The sequence below is a fragment of the Brevibacillus sp. MER 51 genome, assembly GCF_023714195.1.
Taxonomy (GTDB): domain Bacteria; phylum Bacillota; class Bacilli; order Brevibacillales; family Brevibacillaceae; genus Brevibacillus.
Window position 1 is genome coordinate 256,863 of the sequence record NZ_JAMAUS010000008.1, and the last position, 24,272, is coordinate 281,134.

General features: G+C 46.8%; 33 protein-coding genes. 32 read left to right on the top strand and 1 reads right to left on the bottom strand.

Annotated elements, in window-relative coordinates:
- Nucleotides 1–19: 19 nt before the first annotated feature.
- The 15 genes from M3630_RS31210 to M3630_RS18975 are packed head-to-tail and all read left to right on the top strand — an operon-like array spanning nucleotide 20 to nucleotide 11,451.
- Entirely contained in the window at nucleotides 20–1,207 is a 1,188-nt protein-coding gene (locus M3630_RS31210; protein WP_353057249.1) for a terminase small subunit, read from the top strand.
- Nucleotides 1,200–2,645: a phage terminase large subunit gene (locus tag M3630_RS18910; protein ID WP_251253086.1), complete on the top strand. Its 1,446-nt coding sequence runs from the start codon at nucleotides 1,200–1,202 to the stop codon at nucleotides 2,643–2,645. The genes M3630_RS31210 and M3630_RS18910 overlap by 8 nt, the downstream gene beginning before the upstream one ends.
- A gap of 3 nt (nucleotides 2,646–2,648) precedes the next feature.
- Nucleotides 2,649–4,112 (top strand): phage portal family protein, encoded by a 1,464-nt coding sequence (locus tag M3630_RS18915; protein ID WP_251253087.1) that lies wholly within the window; start codon nucleotides 2,649–2,651, stop codon nucleotides 4,110–4,112.
- On the top strand, nucleotides 4,105–4,932 hold the full coding sequence (locus tag M3630_RS18920; protein WP_251253088.1) for a phage minor head protein: 828 nt from the start codon (nucleotides 4,105–4,107) through the stop codon (nucleotides 4,930–4,932). Before M3630_RS18915 ends, M3630_RS18920 begins: the two co-directional genes overlap by 8 nt.
- Nucleotides 4,933–4,953: 21 nt before the next feature.
- Nucleotides 4,954–6,192: an XkdF-like putative serine protease domain-containing protein gene (locus tag M3630_RS18925; RefSeq protein ID WP_251253089.1), complete on the top strand. Its 1,239-nt coding sequence runs from the start codon at nucleotides 4,954–4,956 to the stop codon at nucleotides 6,190–6,192.
- 13 nt (nucleotides 6,193–6,205) lie between these two features.
- Nucleotides 6,206–7,144, top strand: a complete 939-nt coding sequence (locus M3630_RS18930) for a phage major capsid family protein (RefSeq protein WP_251253090.1) — start codon at nucleotides 6,206–6,208, stop codon at nucleotides 7,142–7,144.
- Nucleotides 7,145–7,166: 22 nt separating this feature from the next.
- The gene (locus M3630_RS18935; RefSeq protein ID WP_251253091.1) at nucleotides 7,167–7,376 is read left to right on the top strand and encodes a hypothetical protein; all 210 of its coding nucleotides are present in this window, start codon (nucleotides 7,167–7,169) and stop codon (nucleotides 7,374–7,376) included.
- A complete protein-coding gene (locus M3630_RS18940) occupies nucleotides 7,342–7,722 on the top strand; it encodes a hypothetical protein (RefSeq protein ID WP_251253092.1) in 381 nt (126 codons plus the stop codon). The genes M3630_RS18935 and M3630_RS18940 overlap by 35 nt, the downstream gene beginning before the upstream one ends.
- Nucleotides 7,719–8,045, top strand: coding sequence for a hypothetical protein (locus M3630_RS18945; RefSeq protein ID WP_251253093.1), 327 nt, complete (start codon nucleotides 7,719–7,721; stop codon nucleotides 8,043–8,045). Before M3630_RS18940 ends, M3630_RS18945 begins: the two co-directional genes overlap by 4 nt.
- Nucleotides 8,045–8,527 (top strand): HK97 gp10 family phage protein, encoded by a 483-nt coding sequence (locus tag M3630_RS18950; protein WP_251253094.1) that lies wholly within the window; start codon nucleotides 8,045–8,047, stop codon nucleotides 8,525–8,527. The genes M3630_RS18945 and M3630_RS18950 overlap by 1 nt, the downstream gene beginning before the upstream one ends.
- Nucleotides 8,527–8,991 (top strand): hypothetical protein, encoded by a 465-nt coding sequence (locus M3630_RS18955; protein WP_251253095.1) that lies wholly within the window; start codon nucleotides 8,527–8,529, stop codon nucleotides 8,989–8,991. Before M3630_RS18950 ends, M3630_RS18955 begins: the two co-directional genes overlap by 1 nt.
- Nucleotides 8,991–9,182 (top strand): hypothetical protein, encoded by a 192-nt coding sequence (locus M3630_RS18960; RefSeq protein ID WP_251253096.1) that lies wholly within the window; start codon nucleotides 8,991–8,993, stop codon nucleotides 9,180–9,182. The genes M3630_RS18955 and M3630_RS18960 overlap by 1 nt, the downstream gene beginning before the upstream one ends.
- 5 nt (nucleotides 9,183–9,187) lie before the next feature.
- Nucleotides 9,188–10,525 (top strand): phage tail sheath subtilisin-like domain-containing protein, encoded by a 1,338-nt coding sequence (locus tag M3630_RS18965; protein WP_251253097.1) that lies wholly within the window; start codon nucleotides 9,188–9,190, stop codon nucleotides 10,523–10,525.
- Complete coding sequence (locus tag M3630_RS18970; RefSeq protein WP_251253098.1) at nucleotides 10,526–10,978, top strand: hypothetical protein; 453 nt, start codon at nucleotides 10,526–10,528, stop codon at nucleotides 10,976–10,978.
- Nucleotides 10,979–10,989: 11 nt separating this feature from the next.
- The gene (locus M3630_RS18975) at nucleotides 10,990–11,451 is read left to right on the top strand and encodes a hypothetical protein (protein ID WP_251253099.1); all 462 of its coding nucleotides are present in this window, start codon (nucleotides 10,990–10,992) and stop codon (nucleotides 11,449–11,451) included.
- A gap of 137 nt (nucleotides 11,452–11,588) precedes the next feature.
- On the opposite strand, the gene M3630_RS18980 is transcribed toward M3630_RS18975, so the two are convergent.
- Entirely contained in the window at nucleotides 11,589–12,167 is a 579-nt protein-coding gene (locus M3630_RS18980; protein WP_251253100.1) for a hypothetical protein, read from the bottom strand.
- A 527-nt stretch (nucleotides 12,168–12,694) separates the two neighbouring features.
- Here M3630_RS18980 and M3630_RS18985 point away from each other — a divergent pair.
- From M3630_RS18985 to M3630_RS19065, 17 genes are read left to right on the top strand one after another with little or no spacing between them, the layout of a single operon-like run.
- The gene (locus tag M3630_RS18985; RefSeq protein ID WP_251253101.1) at nucleotides 12,695–15,289 is read left to right on the top strand and encodes a hypothetical protein; all 2,595 of its coding nucleotides are present in this window, start codon (nucleotides 12,695–12,697) and stop codon (nucleotides 15,287–15,289) included.
- Nucleotides 15,270–15,851 carry a hypothetical protein gene (locus tag M3630_RS18990; protein WP_251253102.1) on the top strand — a complete coding sequence of 194 codons (582 nt, stop codon included), beginning with the start codon at nucleotides 15,270–15,272 and terminating at the stop codon, nucleotides 15,849–15,851. The genes M3630_RS18985 and M3630_RS18990 overlap by 20 nt, the downstream gene beginning before the upstream one ends.
- Before the next feature lie 16 nt (nucleotides 15,852–15,867).
- Nucleotides 15,868–16,818 (top strand): XkdQ/YqbQ family protein, encoded by a 951-nt coding sequence (locus M3630_RS18995; RefSeq protein ID WP_251253103.1) that lies wholly within the window; start codon nucleotides 15,868–15,870, stop codon nucleotides 16,816–16,818.
- Between the two features lie 5 nt (nucleotides 16,819–16,823).
- A complete protein-coding gene (locus tag M3630_RS19000; RefSeq protein ID WP_251253104.1) occupies nucleotides 16,824–17,072 on the top strand; it encodes a hypothetical protein in 249 nt (82 codons plus the stop codon).
- Nucleotides 17,072–17,506 carry a DUF2634 domain-containing protein gene (locus M3630_RS19005; protein WP_251253105.1) on the top strand — a complete coding sequence of 145 codons (435 nt, stop codon included), beginning with the start codon at nucleotides 17,072–17,074 and terminating at the stop codon, nucleotides 17,504–17,506. Before M3630_RS19000 ends, M3630_RS19005 begins: the two co-directional genes overlap by 1 nt.
- Nucleotides 17,494–18,309 carry a baseplate J/gp47 family protein gene (locus M3630_RS19010; RefSeq protein ID WP_251253106.1) on the top strand — a complete coding sequence of 272 codons (816 nt, stop codon included), beginning with the start codon at nucleotides 17,494–17,496 and terminating at the stop codon, nucleotides 18,307–18,309. The genes M3630_RS19005 and M3630_RS19010 overlap by 13 nt, the downstream gene beginning before the upstream one ends.
- Entirely contained in the window at nucleotides 18,306–18,857 is a 552-nt protein-coding gene (locus tag M3630_RS19015) for a YmfQ family protein (protein ID WP_251253107.1), read from the top strand. The genes M3630_RS19010 and M3630_RS19015 overlap by 4 nt, the downstream gene beginning before the upstream one ends.
- Nucleotides 18,851–19,150, top strand: coding sequence for a hypothetical protein (locus M3630_RS19020; RefSeq protein WP_251253108.1), 300 nt, complete (start codon nucleotides 18,851–18,853; stop codon nucleotides 19,148–19,150). Before M3630_RS19015 ends, M3630_RS19020 begins: the two co-directional genes overlap by 7 nt.
- A gap of 1 nt (nucleotide 19,151) precedes the next feature.
- The gene (locus M3630_RS19025) at nucleotides 19,152–19,763 is read left to right on the top strand and encodes an integrase (protein ID WP_251253109.1); all 612 of its coding nucleotides are present in this window, start codon (nucleotides 19,152–19,154) and stop codon (nucleotides 19,761–19,763) included.
- A gap of 12 nt (nucleotides 19,764–19,775) precedes the next feature.
- On the top strand, nucleotides 19,776–21,242 hold the full coding sequence (locus tag M3630_RS19030) for a hypothetical protein (protein ID WP_251253110.1): 1,467 nt from the start codon (nucleotides 19,776–19,778) through the stop codon (nucleotides 21,240–21,242).
- Nucleotides 21,242–21,472 carry a hypothetical protein gene (locus tag M3630_RS19035; RefSeq protein ID WP_251253111.1) on the top strand — a complete coding sequence of 77 codons (231 nt, stop codon included), beginning with the start codon at nucleotides 21,242–21,244 and terminating at the stop codon, nucleotides 21,470–21,472. The genes M3630_RS19030 and M3630_RS19035 overlap by 1 nt, the downstream gene beginning before the upstream one ends.
- Complete coding sequence (locus M3630_RS19040; protein WP_251253112.1) at nucleotides 21,469–21,624, top strand: CD1375 family protein; 156 nt, start codon at nucleotides 21,469–21,471, stop codon at nucleotides 21,622–21,624. The genes M3630_RS19035 and M3630_RS19040 overlap by 4 nt, the downstream gene beginning before the upstream one ends.
- 39 nt (nucleotides 21,625–21,663) lie before the next feature.
- Nucleotides 21,664–21,999 (top strand): hemolysin XhlA family protein, encoded by a 336-nt coding sequence (locus M3630_RS19045; protein ID WP_251253113.1) that lies wholly within the window; start codon nucleotides 21,664–21,666, stop codon nucleotides 21,997–21,999.
- Nucleotides 21,996–22,274: a hypothetical protein gene (locus M3630_RS19050; protein ID WP_251253114.1), complete on the top strand. Its 279-nt coding sequence runs from the start codon at nucleotides 21,996–21,998 to the stop codon at nucleotides 22,272–22,274. The genes M3630_RS19045 and M3630_RS19050 overlap by 4 nt, the downstream gene beginning before the upstream one ends.
- Nucleotides 22,258–22,980, top strand: a complete 723-nt coding sequence (locus tag M3630_RS19055) for a M23 family metallopeptidase (RefSeq protein WP_251253115.1) — start codon at nucleotides 22,258–22,260, stop codon at nucleotides 22,978–22,980. The genes M3630_RS19050 and M3630_RS19055 overlap by 17 nt, the downstream gene beginning before the upstream one ends.
- Nucleotides 22,964–23,203: a hypothetical protein gene (locus tag M3630_RS19060; protein WP_251253116.1), complete on the top strand. Its 240-nt coding sequence runs from the start codon at nucleotides 22,964–22,966 to the stop codon at nucleotides 23,201–23,203. Before M3630_RS19055 ends, M3630_RS19060 begins: the two co-directional genes overlap by 17 nt.
- Nucleotides 23,178–24,272 (top strand): ATP-binding protein, encoded by a 1,095-nt coding sequence (locus tag M3630_RS19065; RefSeq protein ID WP_251253117.1) that lies wholly within the window; start codon nucleotides 23,178–23,180, stop codon nucleotides 24,270–24,272. Before M3630_RS19060 ends, M3630_RS19065 begins: the two co-directional genes overlap by 26 nt.

The following is a 24,272-nucleotide window of genomic DNA, read 5'->3' on the forward strand; positions in this document are numbered from 1 at the left end:
AGGTGGTGGTGATGATGTAGTGGCAAGAGCAAGGGACCCGAACCGGGATAAGGCTTACGAGATATGGAAACAGTCAAATGGCGATATCAAGTTGAAAGACATTGCCGAACAGCTCGGCATCTCGGAAGGGACAGTGCGGGGATGGAAGAACAAGGACAAATGGGAAGTGTCGTACTGCACACTCCAGGAACCGCAGTTACCCGAATCAACAGTGGAAGAAGATGAACTGTATGATCAGGCAGTCAGTATTGTAGTAGAAGCACAAACCGCCTCTGCAAGTCTCCTGCAGAGGCGAATGCGAATAGGATACACCCGCGCAGCGAGGCTTGTTGATCTGATGGAGCAGAAGGGTGTGGTCGGCCCATATGAGGGCAGCGCGCCGCGTAGGGTGTTCCTAAAAGAGTCACCGTCACCGCAGCCAACGAAATCAGACGCCGTGCCTAAACCGACGGAACGTTCCAATCAATCGGAACGGAACGCTCCAAACGTTCCAAAAGTTACGGAACGTTCCAAAGAGCTAATGGAACACATCGATCCACTTCCGGAAATCGATAATGAAGACGGGTCTCTGACTGAAAAGCAGAGGCTTTTTGTTTTGGAATACCTTAGAGACTTCAACGCTACTCGTGCTGCAATGGCTGTCGGTTATAGCAAGAAAACAGCATATGCCATCGGATGGGAGAACCTGAGAAAACCTCAGATTCAAGCTGAGATCAAGCGACAGAAAGAATCGGTTGTCGAAGAACTTGGCGTGGGTATACAACGCATTATAGCGGAGTATATGAAGATAGCATTTGCTGATATCTCAGAGTACGTGGAGTTCGGGCAGCAGGACGTGCCGATGTTTACAGAAGACGGCATGGCTATTAACGATCCAGAGACAGGCGAACAGATGACCTACAAGCGTAATTTCGTCACTTTCCGGAACAGCGAAGAGGTTGACGGTACGTTAATCAGTGAGGTCAAGCAAGGTAAAGACGGCGTGAGTGTCAAGCTACATGACAAAATGAAGGCGCTGGAGAAGTTGGAGAAGTACCTTGGCTTCATGACTGAAGAACAGCGGTTGAAGGTTGAGAAGATCAAACTGGAAGTCCGAAACCTACAGGCTGCAGATAACGATGATGAAAAAGATTCGATAAAAGATTGGGTCGATGGTATCCAAGAGATTGCAGCTCGGCGTAGGAAGAAGGTAGCAGCGCATGAGTAGCAAACCATACAATGTCGTAACTGACTTGCTTGAATTGTATTGGGATGATCCGGTTGCTTTTGTTGAGGATATGCTCGGTGTTCAGCCGGATGGGTGGCAAAGAGAAGTCATGACTGCCTTGGCACGTAATCGACTTGTTTCGGTACGATCCGGTCAAGGGGTAGGGAAGACAGCTTTAGAGTCATGGACGATTATTTGGTTTTTGTGCTGTCGCCCTTTCCCAAAGGTCATTTGTACTGCGCCCACTCGCCAACAACTGTACGATGTCCTCTGGGCTGAGGTGGATAAGTGGTTAACGTCTTCCAAGGTAAGTAGATTGCTGGAGTGGACGAAAACCAAAGTGTACATGAAGGGCTATAGTGGCCGCTGGTTTGCTACTGCAAAGACAGCTACACGCCCAGAGAATATGCAAGGATTCCACGAGGACTATATGCTGTTCATAGCAGATGAGGCATCAGGTATTGCTGATAACATCATGGAAGCAATCTTGGGTACTCTTTCTGGACCCGAAAACAAGCTGCTAATGTGTGGGAATCCCACGCGCACTAGTGGGGTTTTTTATGACAGTCACAATAAAGACCGTGCAGATTATAGTACTCACAAAGTATCTAGTTTGGATAGCAAGAGGACGAGCAAAGAAAACATTGCTATGCTGGAAAGAAAGTACAAACGCGACTCGGACGTGTGGCGTGTTCGGGTAGAAGGAGAGTTTCCAAAGAAAGAGGCAGATACCTTTATTGCCCTTGAAGTTGTTGAGCTAGCAAAGAAAACGACAATAGATTCTACTGCTGAAGTGTTGCACTTGGGTGTGGATGTTGCCCGTTTTGGTGACGACGAAACCGTGATAGCTCCTCGAATTGGAAACAAAGGATTTCCGTTACGAACTTATACCAAGCAAGACACCATGGTTACTGCAGGTTGGGTCCTGAACATTGGTAAAAAAATGATGGCAGAATGGCCCCAAATAAAGAAGGTCATCGTTAAGATAGACGACGATGGCGTTGGTGGTGGAGTAACTGACCGCCTAAATGAGGTTGTGAAGGCAGAGGGTTTACCCTTTGAAATCATTCCGGTTCGAAACGGTAGCAAGGCGGTTGATAGTGAGCATTACGAGAATTGGGGTACGGAGTTATGGGCTGCTCTTCGTGATGCACTGGAGGAAAACTTTTCCGAGCATATGCAGGGTCTAGCATCTAACTTTGAGTTGCCAGACGATGAGAAGCTAGTCAGTCAATTAACCACTCGAAAGTACAAGATGACCAGTAGAGGTCGATTGGCGCTTGAGAGGAAAGAGGATATGAAAAAAAGGGGACTGCCTTCGCCGGACAGAGCGGATGCGGTCGTATTGGCGTTTGCTGAAATACGAAAAGTTGTACCTATCATTAACACGGAACGTCGCAGCGTACAAGAACGTCTCAGCATCACTGAAAGGAGGTAGACCATGGCAAACGAAATTACCGTCAGGATATTCAAAGAGAATGGCATAGCTGCTGGGGAGACAAAACAGATACCGGATAGCTTCCACGGCGATTATGGAGGCTTGATAGAACCTGATTATGCGCCAGCCCAGCTAAAATCTGTTGTCAGTCAGAGTAATATTCTGCCTCAGTGTATCGAGGCTTACGCGACGAACGCTGCGGATTTCGGCATTCAGATAGTGTATGACGAGAGGGTAAATGTCAGCGACGATAAGCAGAAAAAGATGGCCGATGAGGAATGGCAACGGTTAGAAGAGTTTCTTGAAGTCTTGAATCCATTAACGACGCCACAAGAAATCGTCAAACACGTTGTCCGCGAACTGGAACAGACAGGCAGTGCATATTTGGAGGTGGCGTGGGCAGAAGCCGCTGATACCCCGACCATCTATCCCGCTGACAGTGAGTACATCCGAGCAGCTAAGGAAACAGACGACCTGACCGCAAAATTACCTTATCTCACGAAGACTGGCGAAATAAAGTATATAGAAATGCCTGTTCGTACGAGGAAATATGCACAAAAACGAGCGGCGAACAAAGTTTTATTCGATCAGTTTCTGCCTTTGAAAAGGTCGGGAACTTCACAAATCCTTCACATCAAACTAAATGACTCCATAAGTATCTACAGTGAACCGCGGTGGATCGGGAATATTCCAGGAATCCTCGGAACGCGTATGGCCGAGGAGTTGAACCTGAAATACTTCAAGAAGGGTAAGAAAATTCCGGTTGCAGTTGTAGCCGAGGGAGGCACTGCCACTAAGGAGTCGGTTGAGCAGATCAAGGCTGCGTCCAATCCTGAAAACGACGGTTCATGGATGCTACTGGAGTTCATTGGTACCGAAGTGATGATGGGCGAGGATATGAAAGTAACAAAACCGACAGTTCGATTTGAGAAATTGCAGGATGTGCTGCAACAGGACGGTCTCTTTCAAGAGTACGACGACAAGCAACGAGAAAAGGCCTTATCACAATTCCGCCTGCCGCCTATCTACGTAGGATTAAGCAAGGACTATACAAGGGCCACTGCCGATACAGCCCGCCGGATTACAGAAGAGCAGGTTTTCGTTCCATACCGGCATTGGTTGGCAGACAAGATATTCAATAAGGCGTTGTTGCCTGCAATTGGCATTCACCGAGTAAAAGTAAAGTTACGCGGTCCCGAAATAACAGACCCGGAGGAACGCACTGCGCTGCTGAACTACCTTGCCGACCGCGGGGTGCTGCTTGTTCGTGACTTAATTCCGATCGCGGAAAGTGTACTGGGTACCACCATCGAGGAATCCCGATACGAACCGGGGTATTTGGATACACCTGTTGCCAAACTGGTGGAATCGAATGATTTAGTTGGTATGGGAAATGACCCTCAGGAAAATGTCGCATCCATCGCAAAACGATTGCTTCGCGAAACGAGGGATAAGCAACATGTGTGATCAATGCTTATATCTGATTGCCAAGGCAGATGACGATGACTTTCTGGATAGCCTTGATCTTACCCACGCCGAGCGAGCGTTACTCGAAAAGATGTACAAGGAAGGTGAGGAGTCAATTGCTGATCTTCTGGAATTGCAGGGGAAGGCTCTTGATGAGGCTATTCAGGAGCTTAGCGATGAGCTGACAATAGATGCGGCCGAGCTGTGGAAAGTGATCTTGTTGGTTCAGACAGGCGACTACTTCCAAGAAAAGTTTGAGCAGGCTGTCTATGATGCTTTCATGCCGTTGTTCAATCTGGCTGGAGAGTCCGAAGCAGTAGGAATAAATACAGATGCAGTATGGGAGCAGGAAAACAAAGCAGCAGCCCAATATGCTGAGAAGCTTAAAAAGATGGTCCCAGAAATGAATGACACTACTGCAGATCACATGATCCGATCGTTTAAGAGAGCAATCGAAGAAGGCGAGACTCCTTCGGAACGAGCTGTTTTAGTAAAAGAGGTAAGCAAGCAGGCAGCAATTGGCGATGAAGGACCTTTCAACATGAATCGTGCTGTGACAATCTCGCGGACGATTTCTACCGCAGCAGCCAATGGCGGCAAACTGGAAGGCTGGAAGCAGTCGGGGCTTGTGAAGAAAAAGCGGTGGCGGGCAGCAAATAACAAGCGCACTCGTAAGGACCACAAAGAGGCAAATGGTCAAACTGTCGATATCAACAAGCATTTCAAAGTAGGAGGTGAAAAACTCATGCATCCCGGAGACCCGGCAGGAAGTGCGAAACAAATCGTGAAATGCCGCTGCACGATGCAAGCGGTTTTTTGAGTGAAAGGAGGTGAATAGTACATGGGACATGCATTAAAAGATGCAAGAATCACGCACATTTCCCTCGTTGATAAAGGGGCAAACGGAAAAGCGTTTGCTATTATCAAGGAAGAGGGGAAGGAGCCTTTGCAAAAAGACATCCGAATCTCCAAGACGGACAAAGCAGAGCAAATTGTCTATGGCGTTGTTTATGAACCAGATGTTGAGGATGCCCACGGAGATCAAATGACGGCAGAAGAGATCAAGAAGGCTGCTCACGGCTTTATGGAGCGGCAAAGCACTTACAATATCGACAAGCAGCACGACCTCGACGCCGACAAAGGATATGTACTAGAAAGCTACATTGCACCTATAGACATGACTCTAGGAGATCAAGAAATTAAGAAAGGTTCCTGGGTCGCTGGCGTAAAGGTGACCGACGCTGATACATGGGAGCAAATTGAAAAGGGCGAGATTACCGGCTTTTCTATGTGGGGAGTGGGGAAACGCGAAAAAATTGAGGAAGCCTCTTCGGATACCGACGATGGAACGGTTGAGAAGGGGCTTTTACATTCCCTCGCCAAGGCATTGACCCGCATCGTCAAAGGTGATGTGAAAGACAAGTATGATCGGGACAAAAAGTCTAACGATTTCTGGACCGCGTGGCACTCTTTTTCGAGTACGATTCAGCGCTACAACTGGCAGACGGACCGTTACGAGTTTGAAAGCGACCCTGAGAAGGCAAGAGAAGCCATTCAGGACTTTGCAGACATCTTGCAGGAGATTCTTGGAGCCAACGACATCGCCAAGGCGCTGGGCAAACCGCCTGAACAGATTTCCAAGGCGGGGAAAAAGCTGTCTTCAGCTCGACTGGACAAGTTGAAACAAGCGCACACCACAATTACCGACCTGCTGGCCGAAGTAGACGACCAAGCAGGAGACGAGGAGGAAGAAGAAATGAAACCAGAAGATATTCAAAAAGCACTAGTGGCGGCAATGGCGCCAATTACTAAGCAATTGACTGATTTGCAATCCGAATTAACTGAGTTGAAGAAGGCAGAAGGTGGAGCAGGCGATGATGGACAACAAACCGATCCAGCAGCAGAAGCGGTGACGCAGGCGGTGGAAAAAGCCTTGGGGCCAATCGTCAAGCAAGTAGAGAACCTGTCTACTGATGTGCAGTTGATGAAGAGTGCCAGAGCAGCAAGTAAGCAACCGAGCGACACTACAATCACCAAGTCGAATGAGCCATCTTACATGAAACATTTTCGTGGACAATAAGGAGGGGTAATATATGACAGCAAATGCAGCATTGTTGAACGATTTTGAGGCGACTATCGCCAAATCTATTGATCTGATTTTGCCAAATAGTGATGCTGAACAGTTTCTAATGGATACATTGAAAAAGGCTACTACCTTACCAAAGCTGCCAGTACAGTACAAAAAAACACCTTCAGGTAAGCTTGACAAGCTGACTGTTCAAAGTAGGAAGATTCGACTTCACACTGGTGCGGAGATCCCGACGGGAGTTGGCGGGGTAGATCAAACCCAAGTTGACTATGCGGTGAAGAAAGTTTTCTGGGATGAATGGATCAAAAACGATGATGTTTGGTACAACGATAAGTCCAGAGGCGAGAACACGGAGACCAAAATTATTGATTTGGTTCAAGGACAGTTCGGGGTAGACGTACAGGACTTGCTCTTTAATGGCGACACAACGGCAAAATTAGCGGATGGAACTACCGCTGATCCCTTTCTCTCAATCATGGATGGTTTCGTGAAGAGAATGAAAGCATCAACGCTGAAAACGGATTTGTCGACAAACGAGCCATCAATCGACGACTTTGTAAACCACACGTTGTTGCTTGATGAGAAGTATCTGAATCAGCCAGATTTGACTTGGTTCATGCCGCGTCGCACTTATCAGAAATTAGTCGGATTGATTCAGAAACGGCAAACAGCGTTGGGTGACGTAACATTGGTGAATGGAAAATTGACTGAGATTGCTGGATATCCAATCGAGGTGGTACAAGCCATGCAAACTGGCTTCGTTTCCCTCACGCCTTTCAGAAACCTTGTTCCTGTATTTACACGCGAACTGCGTTACAAACGAACTGCAGAAGGCGCAACAGCAGCAGTAAAAGACTCCACCTACAACATCATCTTTGCATACGCAGATGCAGTTGTGTTGGAAACAGAAGCAGTCGCTTGGATGACAGGCTCGAAGCTTTAAAAAACTAAGGAGGGCAATACTCATGCCGAAAATCAAATATAAACACGAGAAAGGCGCTCTACACATCGGTGGCGGGCGTTTTTTCCATGCCGGAGAAACTTACGAGGTATCTGATAAAGAGGCCAAGGAGTTGACCACCGCATACGAGGACCTTGAAATCGTTGAAGACAAGAAGTCCGGGCGGGGAGGCGGCAATCATGCTGACGCCGGAGAAGGTAAAGAAACAGAGTAGCACACGAGCCGTTCAGGAAATGCCCCCTGAGCGGCTTTCCTATCTCATTGGTGAAGCAATGATTAGGATTGAGTTATTCACGTCGCGTCCGTTCGTAGATAATGATAGCAGGCTTGAGACAGCCCATTTCCGTCTGGTTGAGGCAATGGTTCTGACAGACAATGACGAGGTTTTGGGTGCGGAGGCGCGAGGCATTAACTCTGAATCCGATCAGGGCTATTCATGGTCTATCGAGAGAGCTACTGTTACGACGGGGAGTTCGTTCGTCGACTCCCTTTTGCGGCAATGGATGAAGTTCACAGTAAAATCCAGTGATGGCGGCAATATCAAGGTGATGCTCCTATGAACCATCGGATGAATGATCAGATCGTTCTGAAACGCACAGAAACGGTTCAAGGTGAGCGCAACATATTTTCCACTACCGAGTTACCTCCACATGCAGTTTTGGGCTGTGTACGTGCTGTGGAATCGGCGTGGCAACGTCCAACGAATACCGATCCGGTGGAATGGGATTATAAAGCGACTCTCGGATTCCTATTGGGTCAGGATGTACGAAAAGATGATCGGCTCGATTTACCTAACCTCGGGGAGTTTGTTGTGGTTGATGTCAGACCTGGGCGACGTTTTTTGGCTGTGACAGCGATCCAGCAAAAACGAGGTGCGGAGTAGTGGACTTCAAACAGTTCGAAGAGCGTATGAGGCGTCTGAATAAAAGCGTGCCCGAGATTATGCAGCGTATAGTTTATCAGCTCGGGGAAGAACTGCTCAATCACGTTATTGATGAACTTGGCAGTCAAGACCTGATTGACACGGGTACTCTTTGGAATTCGTTCTCTCAAGGCGATCGGAACAATGTTTGGGAGTTTGACCAAGGTCGCGATACTTTGACGCTTGAGGTCGGGTCTAATTTGACCTATGCCCAACACTTGAACGATGGATATACCATCGATAAGAGCTATTTCGTTCCTGGCTACTGGAATGGCGTCGGGAAGTTCATTTACGACCCGTCTGCAAAAGGCGGATTCATGGTAAGACCTCGTAGCTTCATTGGACGAAAATACTTCGACATTGCATTAAAAGATTTTCAGGGTGGCATGAAGGCACTGCTTGAAAAGCTACTACAAGCTGAGCTGGAAAGGATGGTGAAGTGATGGAGAACCGAGAATTGTCATGCATTATTGATTTGATCAACGAGGCATACCCTTCCCTCGCCATCCTAGATAGTTTGGATGTGTGGTTGTCTGGCACGTTTAAGCCTCCCGTGGCCTTTATCCAGACTCAAGGGGTATCTGAGCGCGGCAATACTCTGACGTCTTACAAAATTATCTCCGACGCAGGGATAGTGTTGCATCACAGAAAGAAGATGGTAGGGGGTCAAGAGGTTTATGAACAGATTTCTACTGAACCACTCCGACAATTATTAAGGGGCGAGCAGTACAGTTACCGGGGAAAAACTGACGGCCTCTATATCAACATTGATAACACGTCTTTCCGCATCCGGTCGGATAGGAAGGATCGCACGGAGATAACATTCCGGTTTGAGTACACCGCGGCAATCCCGCGGCCTGTTGTCGAGAAAATCAACACATTTGAAATCGAGGGGGAGTGGACCTGATGGCAAGGAAAGAAGTAGCGGATGAGTCATCCGGTTTGAATCGTTCCAGACGTGAATGGATAGAGAGCGCAGTTTATCTAAGAGCCGAGGGCTTTGAGGTAGCAGGTGCTCTTTTTCATTTGCAGGACCATGAACAGGTTTCTGAGAACGAAGTGAAAAAACGGCTTGCCAAATATAGAGGCGGTGAATAGTAATCATGACAATCCAAAGAGAAAGACCGGGTGTAACGGTTGAACTGATCGCAAAGGCGCAAGAGCGTGTATTACCTAAGAGTGGCGTCGTTCTTGTTCCCTACCAAGCAGAATGGGGGGCACCGGATGAATTGGTGAAGCTGGCTAGCTTTGAGGAGCGACTGGCACAGACTTTTGGCAAGGTCGATACTGTGGAGCTTGCGGCAGAAGGCGGCGCAACCATTCTGGCGTACCGCATGACGAATGGCACAGCAACGAAAGCGGCGTATGAGCAAGTAGATGCAATCAGAGTCGAGGCATTGTATCCGGGGTTGGTGGGTAACGAGTTAAAACTAACCATCATTACCTCAACGTCTGAACCAGGGAAAAAGGAGTTGCAGGTAGTTGGTCCACTCCAAACAGAGAAGTTTTCGTTTGCGGATGCGAATGAGTTGGTAGCGAAAACGAGCGAGTCCAATTATGTTCGCGTCAAAAAGCTGGGAGAGACTGCCGTTGCACTCGTAGCAGAAACCGCGCTGACAGGAGCGGTAAGTGGCACTGTAGCTCTTACCCCGGCTGATTCTACCAAGCTGTTTATGGCTGTCTCTGGCGCGGATTTTGACTCGATGTATCTACCTTTTGACGATGCAGGTATACAAGCAGCAGCGAAGCAGTTCATGAGTGACCGCCGTACTAAAAATAAGAAGCTCAGTACACTGGTTATTGGTGGTAAGGACATCGAGGACGACAACATGACTAAGCATGTCGAGCGTTCTGTGGGACAAAATGCGCGATATGTGGTCAACTGCGCGATTGCGGGACAGCACAACAATGGTAAGCAATATGCCAGCCTACAGTGGGCGGCATGGGTTGCTGGGATGATTGCAGCAACGCCAGCCCATGAGTCTCTTACGGCTGTTGTTGTACCTTTAAAGCGTGCTTTGAAGGATTGGGGTCATACGGAAATCCTCAGCGCCTTAAGTACAGGCACGTTGATTGCAACACGTGACGGTGATGTCTATATCATCGAAAGCGCAGTGAACACCCTATCTGTCCTCGGGACAAATGAGCGTGAGGACTACGGAAAAATCCGTGTCAGCATGACGCTGGATCAGATCGTCAATGACATCAGTCAAGTAGGCAAGAAATATAAAGGCAAGCTGGGCAACAACAATTTAGGAGGAGCGGTATTCGTTTCGGCCGTCAGCGCGTATTTGATCGTCCGCGAGCAGCAAGGTGCGATCGATACAGGCTGGACGTTTACGGACAAAAAGAACGGTGTAGGTGATCGCCGTGGCTTCCTTTTGTCTGCAAAGCCTCTTGATGCCATCGAATACTTCGACATAGATTGGGAGGTGCAATAGTTGGCTATCGCACGCGATATTAAGCTGAAGAACTGCCAGATTTACGACGATAACGGCGATCCGATTTACGGTACGCTGGAGGGCAAGATGGTCCTCAAGGTGGAATATGGAGACACGGTTCGTCTCCAACGAGGAAAAATCCAAACCGTCAACGATTGGCATGTAGAAGTAACACTGACAATCACAGCAACCAATGCCGATCTGAAATATTTCTGCGTGGAGAATCTGACAAAAGGTAAGACACCTGTCCTGCCGTTCCTGATCGGGGAGACGTTGGATAAAGAGGCGGGAAATTCAGAGCGTGTTCGAATCTCCAACATCGTATTGAATCCCGAAGAGATCGCTTTGTGGGAAGCCAAAGCAGACGGAAACGATAATGCAACATACGAAATTAAAGGCATGTCAAATGAGAAACCGGACTACCTGGACAAGCTGCCAGAGTACGTCGACTAGGAGGAAACATCATGAGTAAATTGGATAAGTATTTAGCGAAATCACAAGACCCGGTACAAAGACGCACTGGATCTGTTGTCATTGATGGTGATGAATGGCAAGTGCGAGAGCTTACAATGTCAGAATCAAGGGCATGCATCAGACTAGCTGAAGATAGTAATGGTAATGTGGATACATTCCGTTTCAATGATGTTCGAATCGTTAAAGCAACGGAGCATGATTTTCCGTGGAATGATAAAGACCTCCTGAAAGCTTACAGGGCCAAGGATAAATTTGATCTACCTGTAAAACTCTTCGAAAATAACCGAGACGGTTATGCTGCCCTTTTGGATAAGGTGAATGAGGTAAACTCGAAGATTAAGTCAGAGCAAGAAGTGGTAGAAGACCTAAAAAACTCATCCGAACCGATGGAGAATCAAGCCACCTCTGTCGGGCATACCTCAGAGGGAGAGGGAAACCATCAGACATCCTAGAATATGAGGTCGATCCTTATATGCAAAAATTGTTCATTACGGCTTGCCAAGCAATCGAAGCAGAAGAAGAGGAGAAGGCTAACACATAGCTTTCTTCCTTCTCCCGAGTAGTTGGAGACTGGGGAGAGGGGAAGAAATCAGTCTTCGCGTCTCAAACTCAAAATGTAATCGAAGCGTCGAGCTATCTCCTCATCACTCAATTCACTCTGAGGGTGATGTTTCAGGTGATTAGTACGTTTGCCTGTTTTCAGTCTTTCAATCTTTCTTTTAACGGTTTCATAGCGGTCATTGATTGAATAGAGGAAGTGAATGTAGTGAGTGGCATCGTCACTTTCGACAAGAAAATCACCAAATATTGATGCGGGAACAGTAGAGGAATAGGTGAGGACATACTGTTTTTCGGAACGAACGTGATTGTAGTATTCTACGTAGCGCATCCAACGATCGGACTTGTCCAATAACTCTAAGTAAAAAAATACTAAGTTCGTATCGATTGCTTCATATTCGCCTTCAGTAAGCTTTCTTTCGTAAGTGTTAAGGAGCGTCATCATGTGTTCAACAAATAGGAGACCTTGCTCGTAGTGTCGGGTATAAGTGATTAATTGGCGTGCTCGGTTCCAGTAAGGATAGGAAAGTAACGCCTTATAGTATCTCAGTCTGTCATCTAAGGATTTGTGACTTCCTTCGTGTAGTATCAATTGGTTTACAAAGTTCATTGGGCTGCTCCTTTCACCTCGAACCTAAACATTCAACAAAGAAGAAGGGTTGTCCTACACGATAAAAGAATGATATCTGTCGATTTATGTCAATTACTGCCGATATGTTTGGACTGACTAGGAATGGTAGGTGCGGTAGAATGGGGCGGAAAGGGGGAATCCAATAATGGCAAGAGTAACGTTAGAAAAACCTCAATTCAGTCTTTTGAGTTTATGGAAAATAATACTCGGCTTAGGTGCCATCGCTGGTTCGTTCGTTTTGGGACTGGTACTATCAGCATTTGGACTTTTTATCATAGGTATACCTCTTTTAATTATGGGGTCTTTGGGATCCATCCCGATTTTTCGAGAAGCTAGGAGACACAGCAAGTTTTGGTGTTCACGATGTGAGAAAGGAATAGTGGTGTACAAGTACGAATACCAAGCCATTTGTCCAAGGTGTAGAGCTGGGTTCCACATAGATTGGGAATCATAAAAAGAAGGCGACTTAAAACAGTCGTCTTTTTTATTTGTCTGGGGGTGATACCATGGGTGCAGTTGTTGGGCTTACTGCCTATATCCAAGCGAAAAATCAATTGAGTCCAGAACTTCAAAGGCTGATCAAATCATCGAGAAGTGCTCAGAAAGAAATGCGTCATCTTGATGAAGCGACTCAAGAAATGGTCAAGGAAATGCAAAGAAGTATCAAGCGGGCAGCAGATCAGAGCGAACGAGATTTTAAGCGGGAATTTGATCAAATGCAACAGGAGGCTCAGCAGCTAAAACGTCAACTCGGAGAGTTGGGTTCAACAAAAGCTAATCCAAAAATTAATGTAGACGATCAGGCTCGGCGAGAGGTAGCTGCTGTTAAGCAAGAAGTAAAGGCTTTGGATGGCTCAAAAGCCACGGTTCAAATTGAAGCCGCGGCAGGCCCAGGCGCAAGCGAAATACTTGCAGGTGGTCTTTTAGCGGGATTAGCTACGTATGGCAGTGCTGGTTTCATAGACCAACTAACATCAGAAAGTGGAGCAATAGCGCGTAGAGCATTACTAGGAAATACGCCTGAAGAATTGCACGAGTTCCAAAAAGAATCACAGAATCTCGCGATAATGAATCCTAACGTTGATCGAACGCAAATCAAAGATTTAATGACGACGGCGACCCGATTCGATTCGAATAATGGGGCGGAAATCACGAAACAAGCTCTCCAACTAAATGCAATTCGACCTGACTTAGGGGGCGTTGAGGAGTACCAAATGACTATGTTTGCCATGCAGCAAGCATGGAAAGACATCACTGATGTTACCCGATTTGGTGATACTCTTGCCGAGATAGCCAGCACCACAACAGACATTCGTGGAGAGGCACTTGATTCCATCGTTGAATACAGCACGCAGGTGACGAAGTTCCTGGACACGCCTGAAAAGCTTGCTGCTTTGACCAAGGAAATGAATAATCTATGGTCGATTGATAAAGGGTTTGATGCTTTGAAGGAAGCAACGATCAAACTCGACAATCAAGGTGATATGGTCAATGTTTTGAAGACAGCGTATGAGGCGCAGGACATTGATTCAAATGAAGCTCAAAAACGAGCTGAGAAAGAATCCAAAATTATTGCCGAAGCGATCCACTCAAATAACGCTGCAGACAATCAGTTCGCTATAGCAGCTTTGATACAGACATTTGGTGGCATTCAAGATAAAAAAGTCAGACAAGAACTATTTAACGAATTGGGAGGTGGCCCTGGGGAAGATATCGCGAAGGCATTTGCGCCACTTTTACAGTCTGCTGGTCGGATTGGTATGGCTGATGCAAGGGAGTATGACTACTCTGGTAAGCTCAATCAAGAATTTAAGACATATCAGGAAAACGACCCATTACGAGGCTTTACTGAGGCGAAAGCATTGCTCACGACAGAACTGGTGGAGTTAGGGTTAGCATTAGCTGAGGACTTGGAACCAGCGATCAGATGGACTGCGGATGCATTAAAGAGCCTAAAGGAAATGATTGAAGGGGCTCCGCCTTGGCTGACATTGGCAGGGTTAGGTACAGTTGTTGGAGTCGTGACAATTGCGCTATGGAAGATGAAAGTCGCGCTCGACGCAGCAACCGCCGCAGCCGTACAGAGAAAGCTAGCTAGGGGGGCAGAATCAGGACCAGATTTTCCGGATTTACCGGATGGACCTGATAAGGGGGGAAAGCCGAAAGGCAAAGGTAAAGGCAAGGGCGGATGGTTTAATCCGTTCAATTGGGGGAGCAAGGGTAACAAAACATCACCTTCAAAATTTGAAGAGGCAAAGGACTTCGGATTTAAAAATCCGCTGGAGGAAGCGACAAAACCCTCAAGCTGGAGAGAAAAATTCAAAAATTTTGGTGGGATGCTCCCGAAAGGTGATGCCGTGCTAGATAGTCTCAAAGGGGCATGGGATGTCACTAAAACCACTGGAACAAATCTGTTTCGAAAAGTACCTGAAACATTCAAAGCCATAGGGGGCATGCTTCCATCCGGCGATTCCATGTTGAAAGGCTTAAAAATTGGTTGGGAAGGAGTTAAGGCTTCAAGCGGTAGTTTTGCACGCAAAATACCAATCGCTGGGATAGGTATTGGATTAGGACAGATTCTGACTGCCGACGATCCACTTAAAATGGCAGGGCAAATCGGCTCTGAAATACTAGGTAGTGCCGCAGGTGCGGCGGCGGGAGCTTCTGTTGGTTCGGCTGTACCTGGTGTTGGAACTACGGTAGGTGGGATAGTCGGTAGCATCGCAGGAGCTTTCGGAGGTGCGGCTATGTACGACAAGGTGTTGGAGTGGTGGAATGCGGCACCTGCAACGCCGCCTGATTTCACTTCGGCTTTATCTGTTATCCCGAAACAAGCTACTGCTCCGGTTCCTGTTGGGCCACCGATACCCGTAGTACCAGCAGTTGGAAATGCTGCAAATAAGACAAAGGTAGTTTCAGTAACAATCCCACAAGTGACGGTTCCTCTACAGGCTGAGGGTGTACTCCAAGACATTCCGACCATGCTGAAAATGCTCAGTGATCCGTCTGTTGGGCAAAAGATAAAGGACATCATTGAGAAATCACTAATGGACGCACTGGAGACCATGGGAGGTGTCGCGGGTGATCCGATTACAAGGTAAGTATCGGTTGACCTTCCCTGTTACTCCGGCTGAAATTCAATTTCGCGGCTATGGGAACGACATCGAGAGCACAACGACAATCAATTTGCTCACGAGCAATCGGATATCAGGAAGGCGTCCAAAATCCATTTCTTTTGACTTCTTCCTTCCCGGCGATACGGAAGCGCCTTACATTGAAGTAGAAGGGTATCAGGGGCCGCGTGAATGGCTTGCTGGGCTTGATCGATTGATGGGGACAGAGGTATTGCTCACTATTCAGGAGCTTAATCTTGCTTGGAATGTTCTCATTGGCCCATGTGATGGTAGATTCGTAGGTAAAAACGTAGATTATCATGGGTCCATCGAGTTTCCTCTCTTTATGAAAGACGAGTTCGTAACTTGGAGTAATCAAACGCAAGTATTAAGCCCAAGTAGCGTGATAGCCAAGCAGCAGTCTGCTAGGCCGAATACGAGCGGCAAGAAGGCGAAGAAAAAAAGTACCAATCAATCGCTGATTGAACCAGCAGTGCAGACTATACAACGAGACCGTATCCAACGAAAGATATCAGGATTCCAGCCGTGAGTAAGGAGTGAGTGATTTGAAAATCATTTACGGGAAAGAAGCTACACGCTATGACCTCACCAATCAGGCATTGGAACTGTCCTGGTCGTCGTCTCGCGGTCAAATTGCACAGAATTGCGATATAAGAATCAAGAATGCCCCGCCGTTACAGTCGGCGGGTTTTCTTATGGCGTTTGCGGGGCAAGACCTCAAGGAATCTGAGCAGTTTTTTCATGGCCCGATTGTCAGATTTGACCGTGATGAAAAGACAAATGACCTGTCAGCAACGGCATATGAACTGAGTTGGTATTTGCAAAAGAACGAAACATCCCGATTGAAACTGAATGGCGACGCGGGCAAGGAGCTAGAAAGAATCATCAAGGCAACCGGAATCAAATTCAGTTGCCCAGCCTTTGGTTTTACGGTCAAGGATAGGTTGAGTCCGCAATCTTATACGTCGTTATTCACGTCACTGACAGAGCAGGCTTACGAAAAAACGGGTTTTCGATACTTTATACAACACCAGCGAGATAAACTGACGGTGCTGCCAGAAGGTCAAAACAGTGTCGTCCCTATGTTCAAGGCAAGCATGCTACAAAGTAGCTCATCAGGAGAGAGTATCGAGGAAGTGTATACGGTCGTCACGGTTGAACGATACAAGGATGACAAGGTGGCCGGCAGCGCAACAAAAGAGGATGCTAACCTAATCAAGCAGATCGGGCGCATGGAAAAGTTGATCGATGCTGGCGAGGAAAAGAATCTAGCTTCCCTCGCCGCGAAACAGTTGGCCACCTTGTCGAAAATACCCAAGACTCGATCTATCACTGTACAGCATGAAGATAATAACGCTGCCCGCATACGAGCTGGATGGCTCATCAAGATCATGGAGAAAGACAACAAGACGATAACCGATTGGATTATTACAAGCTGCACCGCACGATGGAAGGGTGGGCAATACACAATGGATTTACAGATGGAAGGGAGGTAGTAGGGATGCACTCGGTCATTGCAAAGATCAGAGGCAGCGCACGGGAAGGCATCGAGAATACTCAAGTGGAATTCGGAAAGCTTTCGTCGCTCTCACCCTTGTCGGTGAAGTTGGACGAGGACCCGGAACCTCTGGAAGAAGATGAATTGGTGAAGATGAACCCGTTGAATTGGAGACCCGAGGATGTCGGAAAGAAAGTGGCTTTAATGCGCTGCACTAACGGTCAGTACCTGCTACTTGGGGTGGTGGAGTAATGTTTCCAGAGTTGAACGGAGACGAATCACAACTGGTTCAATCTCCAGATAACCCGATTCCATGGACGTATAAATTCGACTGGACTACAAATCAGATGATGCAAGGTCCAGATGGTCGTTATTTGAGGACGACTACCTATGCGGAGTATTTGGAAGAGACAGCAAAGAAAATCCTGAATACACGGCGTTTCCGGTATGAGATTTACTCCGAAAGATACGGCGTCGACTTCTTATACGAGACAGGAAGGATGCGCTCGGGAATATCGTTGCAAACGATTAAGACGCAAGCTCAAGAAGCATTGGAGGCTCATAGTGAGATTCAACGTGCGGAAGTGGTAGACATTCGCTTTGAGGATAACCGAGTCATTTTCGAGCTCGAAATCGAGGGCACAAGAGGGACAACCAGGACGGAGGTGGATACATGGCAACGATAGAGAAACCAGAAATGCCGATACTCAGGGAAACTCCGGATCAGATTTATCAGCGGATGGCGAATCGGATGGCATTAGTGGCCCAAGAACGAGGGGAGACGCCGCCAGCGACAGATGAGGGCGAAATCTATTATGACCTCGGCTACCCGATTGCAGAGGAAATCAGCGATCAGCAACAGCTATTTGAGTACGGTTTTCTCCAGCGGTTTCTACCCTGGGCAGACGGAGAGTTTTTGGATGCTAACGGGGGCTTCTTTGGCCTCCCTCGCAAAACAGGTGAATCAGATGACGCCTATCGGCTGCGTCTAATTGATCGAGCCAGAAGCGAAGAAGGGGACGGGCGACGCGCGGACTACGAACGTTGGGCACGGAACATCGAAGGCGTTGGAGCTGCTGTAGCTGTTGAAAAAACACGGCACGACAATTCGATTGATGTGTACATTACTGACCTTTCCGGTCAACCTGCAACAGCTGAGTTGGCGCAACTTGTACGAACGAAGCTGGAAGACAAACGCAGGGCCTTGCACGACTTGCAGGTACTTCCAGCGAATGTTTATCCGGTGACTATCGCTGTAAAACTTGTCTTGCGACCAGATGCGGAATTCGAGAAGGTCAAAGACCAAATTACCACACAAATCAAAACCTACCTAAAAGGGCGTTCTCAGATCGTGTACCAGCAGATCGGAGCGCTCTTTTTCGTGGATGGTGTAATAGACTTCACTGGCTACACCTTAAACGGCGCGGAATTGAATTTGACGGTGCCTGTTGACTCTGTATCGACACTAACCATGGCGGTGACAACATGATACCCGAGCGCTATAGACGCATGTTACCGCCCCAATGGTACGAGAATGACGTTGCAGAATACCACTTTGAGGGAACGACAGTAGCGGTCGATGCTTTCAATGCGCAACGCGAGGATATCCTACAGCAATTTAGCCCATGGTCAGCTACATGGGGACTGGATATATGGGACTGGATTTATTTCGGAGAAAAGCAGCTGCTAACCATTGAGGAACGCCAGAAGAATATTCTTGCCCAGCATTGGGCCAGATTACCTTTTACCATGCCAGTTTTACAGTCATTGGGCAGGGCGGTAGGCGAATTGGTTTCTGTCTCTGAGGACTTCGCAACGAAGGAGATTGTTTTCTCCTTTCAACAAAACGCACCAGTTGATCTATTAACATTACACAGGACTTTTGAAAGAATGAGGCCTGTTCATGTGAATCGAGAAAGAATCATCATTCAACAAAGCGGTAGCCTTATTCTGTCTTCTGGAACCATGCAAGTGTTGGAAACAATTCCTTTGTTCTGTGGTTCATTCTACGCTGGAGGCGAAAACCATCTATGCTAACTGTACACGCCCTGACAAGACAGACGAATAGTCTCGAATCGATATTTTTTAGCGCAGAAGTGGAATTGAACGGGGTACTTATCCCAGCGGAACTAATTAAAACAAGGCAGAGCAATAGTAAGGTTACCTTCTTGGTTCGAATACCAGCAACAGACATAGGTACAGTTACAAAGCGAATCGTTAAAGATGAAAGCGGACAAATCGTCTGGCAAGATACAGTGAATTTCTTTAAACCTGAACGAGAAGTCGCACTTAGCATTCCCATCGAGTTGAAATGGAAGGTAGGTGAATGATGTGACATACCAAAAGCAAACTCATGTGAATAGGTTTGTCGACCGACCGAACACATACGTCTTACAAGAAAACGGAGACGGAACAGTTACGATTTCTCCAGCCTGGCAGCAGATTGCAGGGACACCAGTGGATGAATTCAGGCTGAATCATATGGAGGACGGGATTGAAGGGGCACATTTGTTGTATGCTCGTTTAGAACGACGGGTGACTCGGGTTGAAGCCTATCTTGATTTAGACAGTCACGATGTAGAAGGAGCGCAAGCGAGATTTGCCGACACCTATGATGGCGTAGATGACCCAGTATTGAAACTAGACCAAACAAAAACGTATGCGACCACAGCGTTAACCGCCAAACCTTCTTCTACAACAGTTACAGTAGCGTCAACGACTGCCTTTACATTAGGGCAAGAAGTTACGATTTGTGATGATGTGGCTTTTGAGAATCAGAAAATCACAGCAATCGGAACAGGGACAATTTCCTTCGCTTCGCTGACAAACAACTACAAAAAAGGCGCTCTCATCGGTCGATCAACCATCTATCGCGATGCAGCTGCACAGAAAATGCGGATCGGCGGTTGGGGAACGCATACCGTCACTATAACCCAAGTATAGGAGGTATAATTTTTGGGGACGAACCTTTTAACACCGGACCAGTCATCAGGAGCAACTGGGAAAACAGGAATGTACGTGCTCGACAGTTATGTTTCTTTACAAAGAATCGAAAATGGCGGGCTTAATGGTGGGCCTTGCCTCTATGCGAAAAGGGGTACTACAGGCACAAACTTTGCAATCGAATTACGAACAGAAGCAATTCCTGTTACACCCGGCAAAGAGTATGAGTTTATTGTCTGGCTGAAACAATCGAATTTCAAACAGGGATTAAAGGCGAGAATTGAGTGGCACTCAAGCAGCAGTACAGGCGCGGGCACCTTGAAGGGTCAAGCGGTTGCAGTCCGTGAAAATCCTGACAATTCAGAAGCAACATACGACAGATACTATGCTAAAGGGGTAGTACCACCTGCGGGTGCATATTTTGCAGAAGTTGTTGCTGAGTATTATACAGGTAGTTCAAGTGACCCAAAGGAGCTTTATTGGTCGGATGCTTATTTTGGTGCAGCCAACATCAAGCCAACCGTATTATTAACGACAGAGAATAACCTTGTGTTGACAGAAGGAAATGCATTCTCTGTTCAAGGAAGCGCTACAGACGTCGACAATGGGAACGTGGTGACTGTTAAGTACCAAATTAATAGTGGCACTCCTAGGGCGGCGCATTCCGGTGTATCAAACGGAAGCACGCCCATTTCTTTTGCCAAGTTACTAACCTACAGAGGTGGACGCTTGTATGATGGTGCCGTCGATGTATCTGGGTCTCTTGCGGAAGGTACGACACACACACTAACTGTCTGGGCGGAAGATGATCAAGGCGGGAAATCTGATATCGTTACCCGATCCATTACGGTAAAGCATAATAAAGCACCAGTGCTAACAGTGAATGCATTTACGCCAGTACATTCTGGCCTGATTCCTCCTGATACCCTTACTTTATCAGGTACTGTCTCGGAACCAGACGGCAACACAGTAACAGTGAAAGGAAAGCTAAATTCCGGAAGTGAGAAGACGCTTCTTAGCGGAGTATCAACCGGGAACTGGTCTTTTCCGTTCAAGGTAAGTGAGTTACAAGCAGGGGCTAATACTTTAACGATAACAGCATCAGATCAATTCGGTTCTTCATCGGTCAAATCGTTCAGCATTAATAATAGTGTGGTACAAACACCACTCAAGAAAGCCGTAGCTCGATATAAAATCATACCGCCTCGTGGTACTGCTAAAGAAATCCTTGCTTGGCTAAAACGTGAGAAAGGTGATCTTGTCGTGGATGGAGAGGCATCCTTTGTAGATGCAGGACAGCCCGAACAATATGTTTCGATGAGTAAGAATAGTATTGATCTTACGTCATCAATTAGCGAAGATGAGCTGCTTTCTACCGTAGCAACTGCTAAATCCAACCTAACGTTTAAGCTGACTTTTTCTCGTTCGACCGCAAACTCAGTCGAAGCTGCAACGATGATGGTAGGGGTGATTGAGTAATGAAGTATCGTCCACGGAAATCCGATGGAACATTTGGCGAGCCAGTGGAAACACCAGGACACACGGAAGGTCTACCTACAGAAATTCAAGTGCTTTATGAAACAATTGCCCATATGGATGCTGAAATATCAGCCATGCGTAAGGAGTACACCAAAAATCACGAACAGCTTACTGGCAAGATTACTGAGCTTGAAGCAGAGGTACAAGCCTTGAAGGGAGGTGGTCAATGATGGTGAAACAGTACATGATCGCGCCTTATGCGATTCTCGTCAAATCCGGTGGATGGCTGATCGAGCCGACAGGAACCGAAGGGGAGAAAGTGGTTCCAGAAGCTTACCGCGTCCCCGTAGCTGCATATCTCGCTGCACAAGAAGTAGTGTAAACGCCTTTCCTAATCAGGAGGGCGTTTTTCTATGACAACATGATAGCAGCACGCCTCGTTCCTAGCGGGGCTAATTTTTTACCACGAGTGGGTGGAGAGGAAGATGAGCGTATGCCTGATATTGAAGTAGGGCGAGTATTAAGTGATATTCGTGAACGAATGGTTCGAGTAGAAACAAAAATTGACACGATGACTGACGTGCGTACTACTGCAGAAGAGGCGAAAGATACAGCGAATGAAGCACTTCAATACGGCAAGTCTGCACACCACCGTTTGAATGAGGTGGCTGACAACCAAAGATGGCTCTGGCGCACGGTTATTGGTGCGCTAATTCTTGGAGCAATATCATTGCTGTGGAAGGGGATGGCAGTATGAAGACGTTCCTAAATGACAGAGATGGCGTCAGTGAGAAGGACTATCTGCTTCTGATCGCAAGCACTGTCTTTTTTCTTTTCGTAGCGATTGGGCTTATTCTGTCGTTGCTAGGTAAGCCTGTAAGTTCGGGCTACCTTGCTCTCTTGGATATGATGGCTCCAGTCCTAATGACGGTTGCAGGCGGCGTGTTCGGTGTACGAGCAGTGCAAGAATTACGCAAACCACGGTCCAGTCAGCATGACGTGGAAGGAGAGGACTATGATGCACGTGTCTAAAGTGGACGAGATGCTCAAAGGATACCGTGTGACAAGCCCATATGGACCGCGTGCAGATCCGTTTACAAGCAAGCAGGTATTCCACACCGGGATTGACCTGGTTAAAAAACATCGCTCACCAATCCATGCCTTTGTTACTGGTGTCGTCACGCACGCAAAAGAAGGTGTAAAAGGATCAGGATACGGGGGCTTTGGAATTGTAGTGGCTGTTAAAGACCGGAACGGCTGCACACACGTATATGCCCACCTACATAGCGCATCCGTAAAGCTTGGCGATCGGGTCGAGTGTGGAGACGTCGTCGGACTGCAAGGCACTACAGGGCGCAGCACAGGCTCACACTTGCACTATGAGGTTCGGCGTGGCGGATTCGGGACACATACCGATCCTTTAACGTATTTGCGAGAATATTACCAATCTGTTGATAAACCTGTGGATAGAGGAGATGAAGACACAGTGAAAGCACTGGAACCGTGGAAGCTCCAACTCGCAGACAAGGCGTTGGACAGCCTTGCCAGCAAGAAGGATACAGAAGGCAAAGCCTTGATAAACAACGCAGAAGAGTGGAAAAAACGATTACGAACAGAGCCACAGGCAGTCTTGGAAGACATGTCTTGGCTCATTTTTGTGCTGACAGACCGCGCAACAAACACACCGAATTTTCTTGTCCAGCATGAGGAGGATGTAGATCATGAACGAAGAGTTTAAACGCAAACTTTCATCACGCAAACTGTGGATGGCAGTGGCTGCCTTTATCACGAGCGTGTTGGTGCTGTTCGGCATGGACAGTGACACGATTACAAAGGTAACCGCCATGATTACGGCTCTCGGCTCTGTTGTCGCGTACACGGTGGCCGAAGGATTCGTGGATGCAGAGCGTATCAAGAATGATGCAGGAGATTCGGTTGGTACATCAGAAAAAAGCCAATAACTACAGTAGCCCTCCTTCGGAGAAAAATCCGGGGAGGGATTGTTTGTTTTCTATCGGAGGTCATCGACTTGGCTGGCTGAATTACAAAGAGATAAACCGAAAGATATTTTGTCAATCCCTGCAAGGGAAATATAAGGTCTTCTTACAATATATGAAAAGTGCTACCATATGGATTGTATTTACAAAAAATCCGGGTGGTAAATATATGGTGAAACTTGTCTTTGAAGGACGATTAGACACAGTAAGTGATATACATGATTTATTGGGGTTATGCAAAACTGCTTTTGACATCCTAGAATCAGCCGGCGATTTAACAATTGATCTTAGTAAATTAACCATGATTTCTACAGTTGGTAGTTTAGCTTTACTTTCAGCACTGGATACATTAGATAGATTTTTTTACTTAGATATTAGTATTCCTGAAAACACAGGTGTGATTGGATATTTAGAAAGGATAGATTTCTTCAAATATTGCCCGCCTGATGTAAAGACTAGCTTTGAAAGTCAAATAAATATGGATCGCTTTTATAATCGCCGAAGAAACGATACTACGAAAACACTATTAGAAATTCAAAAAATGTATAGTAACGATGATGTAGTGAGGTTATGCAAATCCATTAGGGGGATTCTTAGTAACAATAATGTTGGAGGCAATAAAATTTCAGACGTTGTTAGAATTGCTTCTGAACTTTCAAGTAATGCCATTGAACACGGGAATTGGAATGCTTATTCAAGTATTCAGTATTATCCTACTAAAGGGACGATTGAAATCGCTATTGGAGATAACGGTGTTGGGATATATAACACACTCTCCGAGCATGTAATAAGTCATGATAAACATGATGTCATTCACCAAGCAGTTATGACAAGAGCAACAAGCCTTCCGCTAGAAGACCGAGGAAAAGGGTTAATGGATGTTAGAAAAACCACTTTTAGTAGATCATACTTTGCAGATATATATATTAGGACGCATGATAGCATCTATCAAATATTTCCTGAGGGCTTGAAACTCTTGCATGAAGGGAATTATTTTTGGGGAACGTTTATTCATATAGTGCTTCACGTCTAA

Coding starts and splice junctions, on each gene's coding strand:
- M3630_RS18910 (WP_251253086.1), top strand. CDS start 1,200: ATGAGTAGCAAACCATACAATGTCGTAACTGACTTGCTTGAATTGTAT.
- M3630_RS18915 (WP_251253087.1), top strand. CDS start 2,649: ATGGCAAACGAAATTACCGTCAGGATATTCAAAGAGAATGGCATAGCT.
- M3630_RS18920 (WP_251253088.1), top strand. CDS start 4,105: ATGTGTGATCAATGCTTATATCTGATTGCCAAGGCAGATGACGATGAC.
- M3630_RS18925 (WP_251253089.1), top strand. CDS start 4,954: ATGGGACATGCATTAAAAGATGCAAGAATCACGCACATTTCCCTCGTT.
- M3630_RS18930 (WP_251253090.1), top strand. CDS start 6,206: ATGACAGCAAATGCAGCATTGTTGAACGATTTTGAGGCGACTATCGCC.
- M3630_RS18935 (WP_251253091.1), top strand. CDS start 7,167: ATGCCGAAAATCAAATATAAACACGAGAAAGGCGCTCTACACATCGGT.
- M3630_RS18940 (WP_251253092.1), top strand. CDS start 7,342: ATGCTGACGCCGGAGAAGGTAAAGAAACAGAGTAGCACACGAGCCGTT.
- M3630_RS18945 (WP_251253093.1), top strand. CDS start 7,719: ATGAACCATCGGATGAATGATCAGATCGTTCTGAAACGCACAGAAACG.
- M3630_RS18955 (WP_251253095.1), top strand. CDS start 8,527: ATGGAGAACCGAGAATTGTCATGCATTATTGATTTGATCAACGAGGCA.
- M3630_RS18960 (WP_251253096.1), top strand. CDS start 8,991: ATGGCAAGGAAAGAAGTAGCGGATGAGTCATCCGGTTTGAATCGTTCC.
- M3630_RS18965 (WP_251253097.1), top strand. CDS start 9,188: ATGACAATCCAAAGAGAAAGACCGGGTGTAACGGTTGAACTGATCGCA.
- M3630_RS18975 (WP_251253099.1), top strand. CDS start 10,990: ATGAGTAAATTGGATAAGTATTTAGCGAAATCACAAGACCCGGTACAA.
- M3630_RS18980 (WP_251253100.1), bottom strand. CDS start 12,167: ATGAACTTTGTAAACCAATTGATACTACACGAAGGAAGTCACAAATCC.
- M3630_RS18985 (WP_251253101.1), top strand. CDS start 12,695: ATGGGTGCAGTTGTTGGGCTTACTGCCTATATCCAAGCGAAAAATCAA.
- M3630_RS19000 (WP_251253104.1), top strand. CDS start 16,824: ATGCACTCGGTCATTGCAAAGATCAGAGGCAGCGCACGGGAAGGCATC.
- M3630_RS19005 (WP_251253105.1), top strand. CDS start 17,072: ATGTTTCCAGAGTTGAACGGAGACGAATCACAACTGGTTCAATCTCCA.
- M3630_RS19010 (WP_251253106.1), top strand. CDS start 17,494: ATGGCAACGATAGAGAAACCAGAAATGCCGATACTCAGGGAAACTCCG.
- M3630_RS19015 (WP_251253107.1), top strand. CDS start 18,306: ATGATACCCGAGCGCTATAGACGCATGTTACCGCCCCAATGGTACGAG.
- M3630_RS19020 (WP_251253108.1), top strand. CDS start 18,851: ATGCTAACTGTACACGCCCTGACAAGACAGACGAATAGTCTCGAATCG.
- M3630_RS19035 (WP_251253111.1), top strand. CDS start 21,242: ATGAAGTATCGTCCACGGAAATCCGATGGAACATTTGGCGAGCCAGTG.
- M3630_RS19040 (WP_251253112.1), top strand. CDS start 21,469: ATGATGGTGAAACAGTACATGATCGCGCCTTATGCGATTCTCGTCAAA.
- M3630_RS19045 (WP_251253113.1), top strand. CDS start 21,664: ATGATAGCAGCACGCCTCGTTCCTAGCGGGGCTAATTTTTTACCACGA.
- M3630_RS19050 (WP_251253114.1), top strand. CDS start 21,996: ATGAAGACGTTCCTAAATGACAGAGATGGCGTCAGTGAGAAGGACTAT.
- M3630_RS19055 (WP_251253115.1), top strand. CDS start 22,258: ATGATGCACGTGTCTAAAGTGGACGAGATGCTCAAAGGATACCGTGTG.
- M3630_RS19060 (WP_251253116.1), top strand. CDS start 22,964: ATGAACGAAGAGTTTAAACGCAAACTTTCATCACGCAAACTGTGGATG.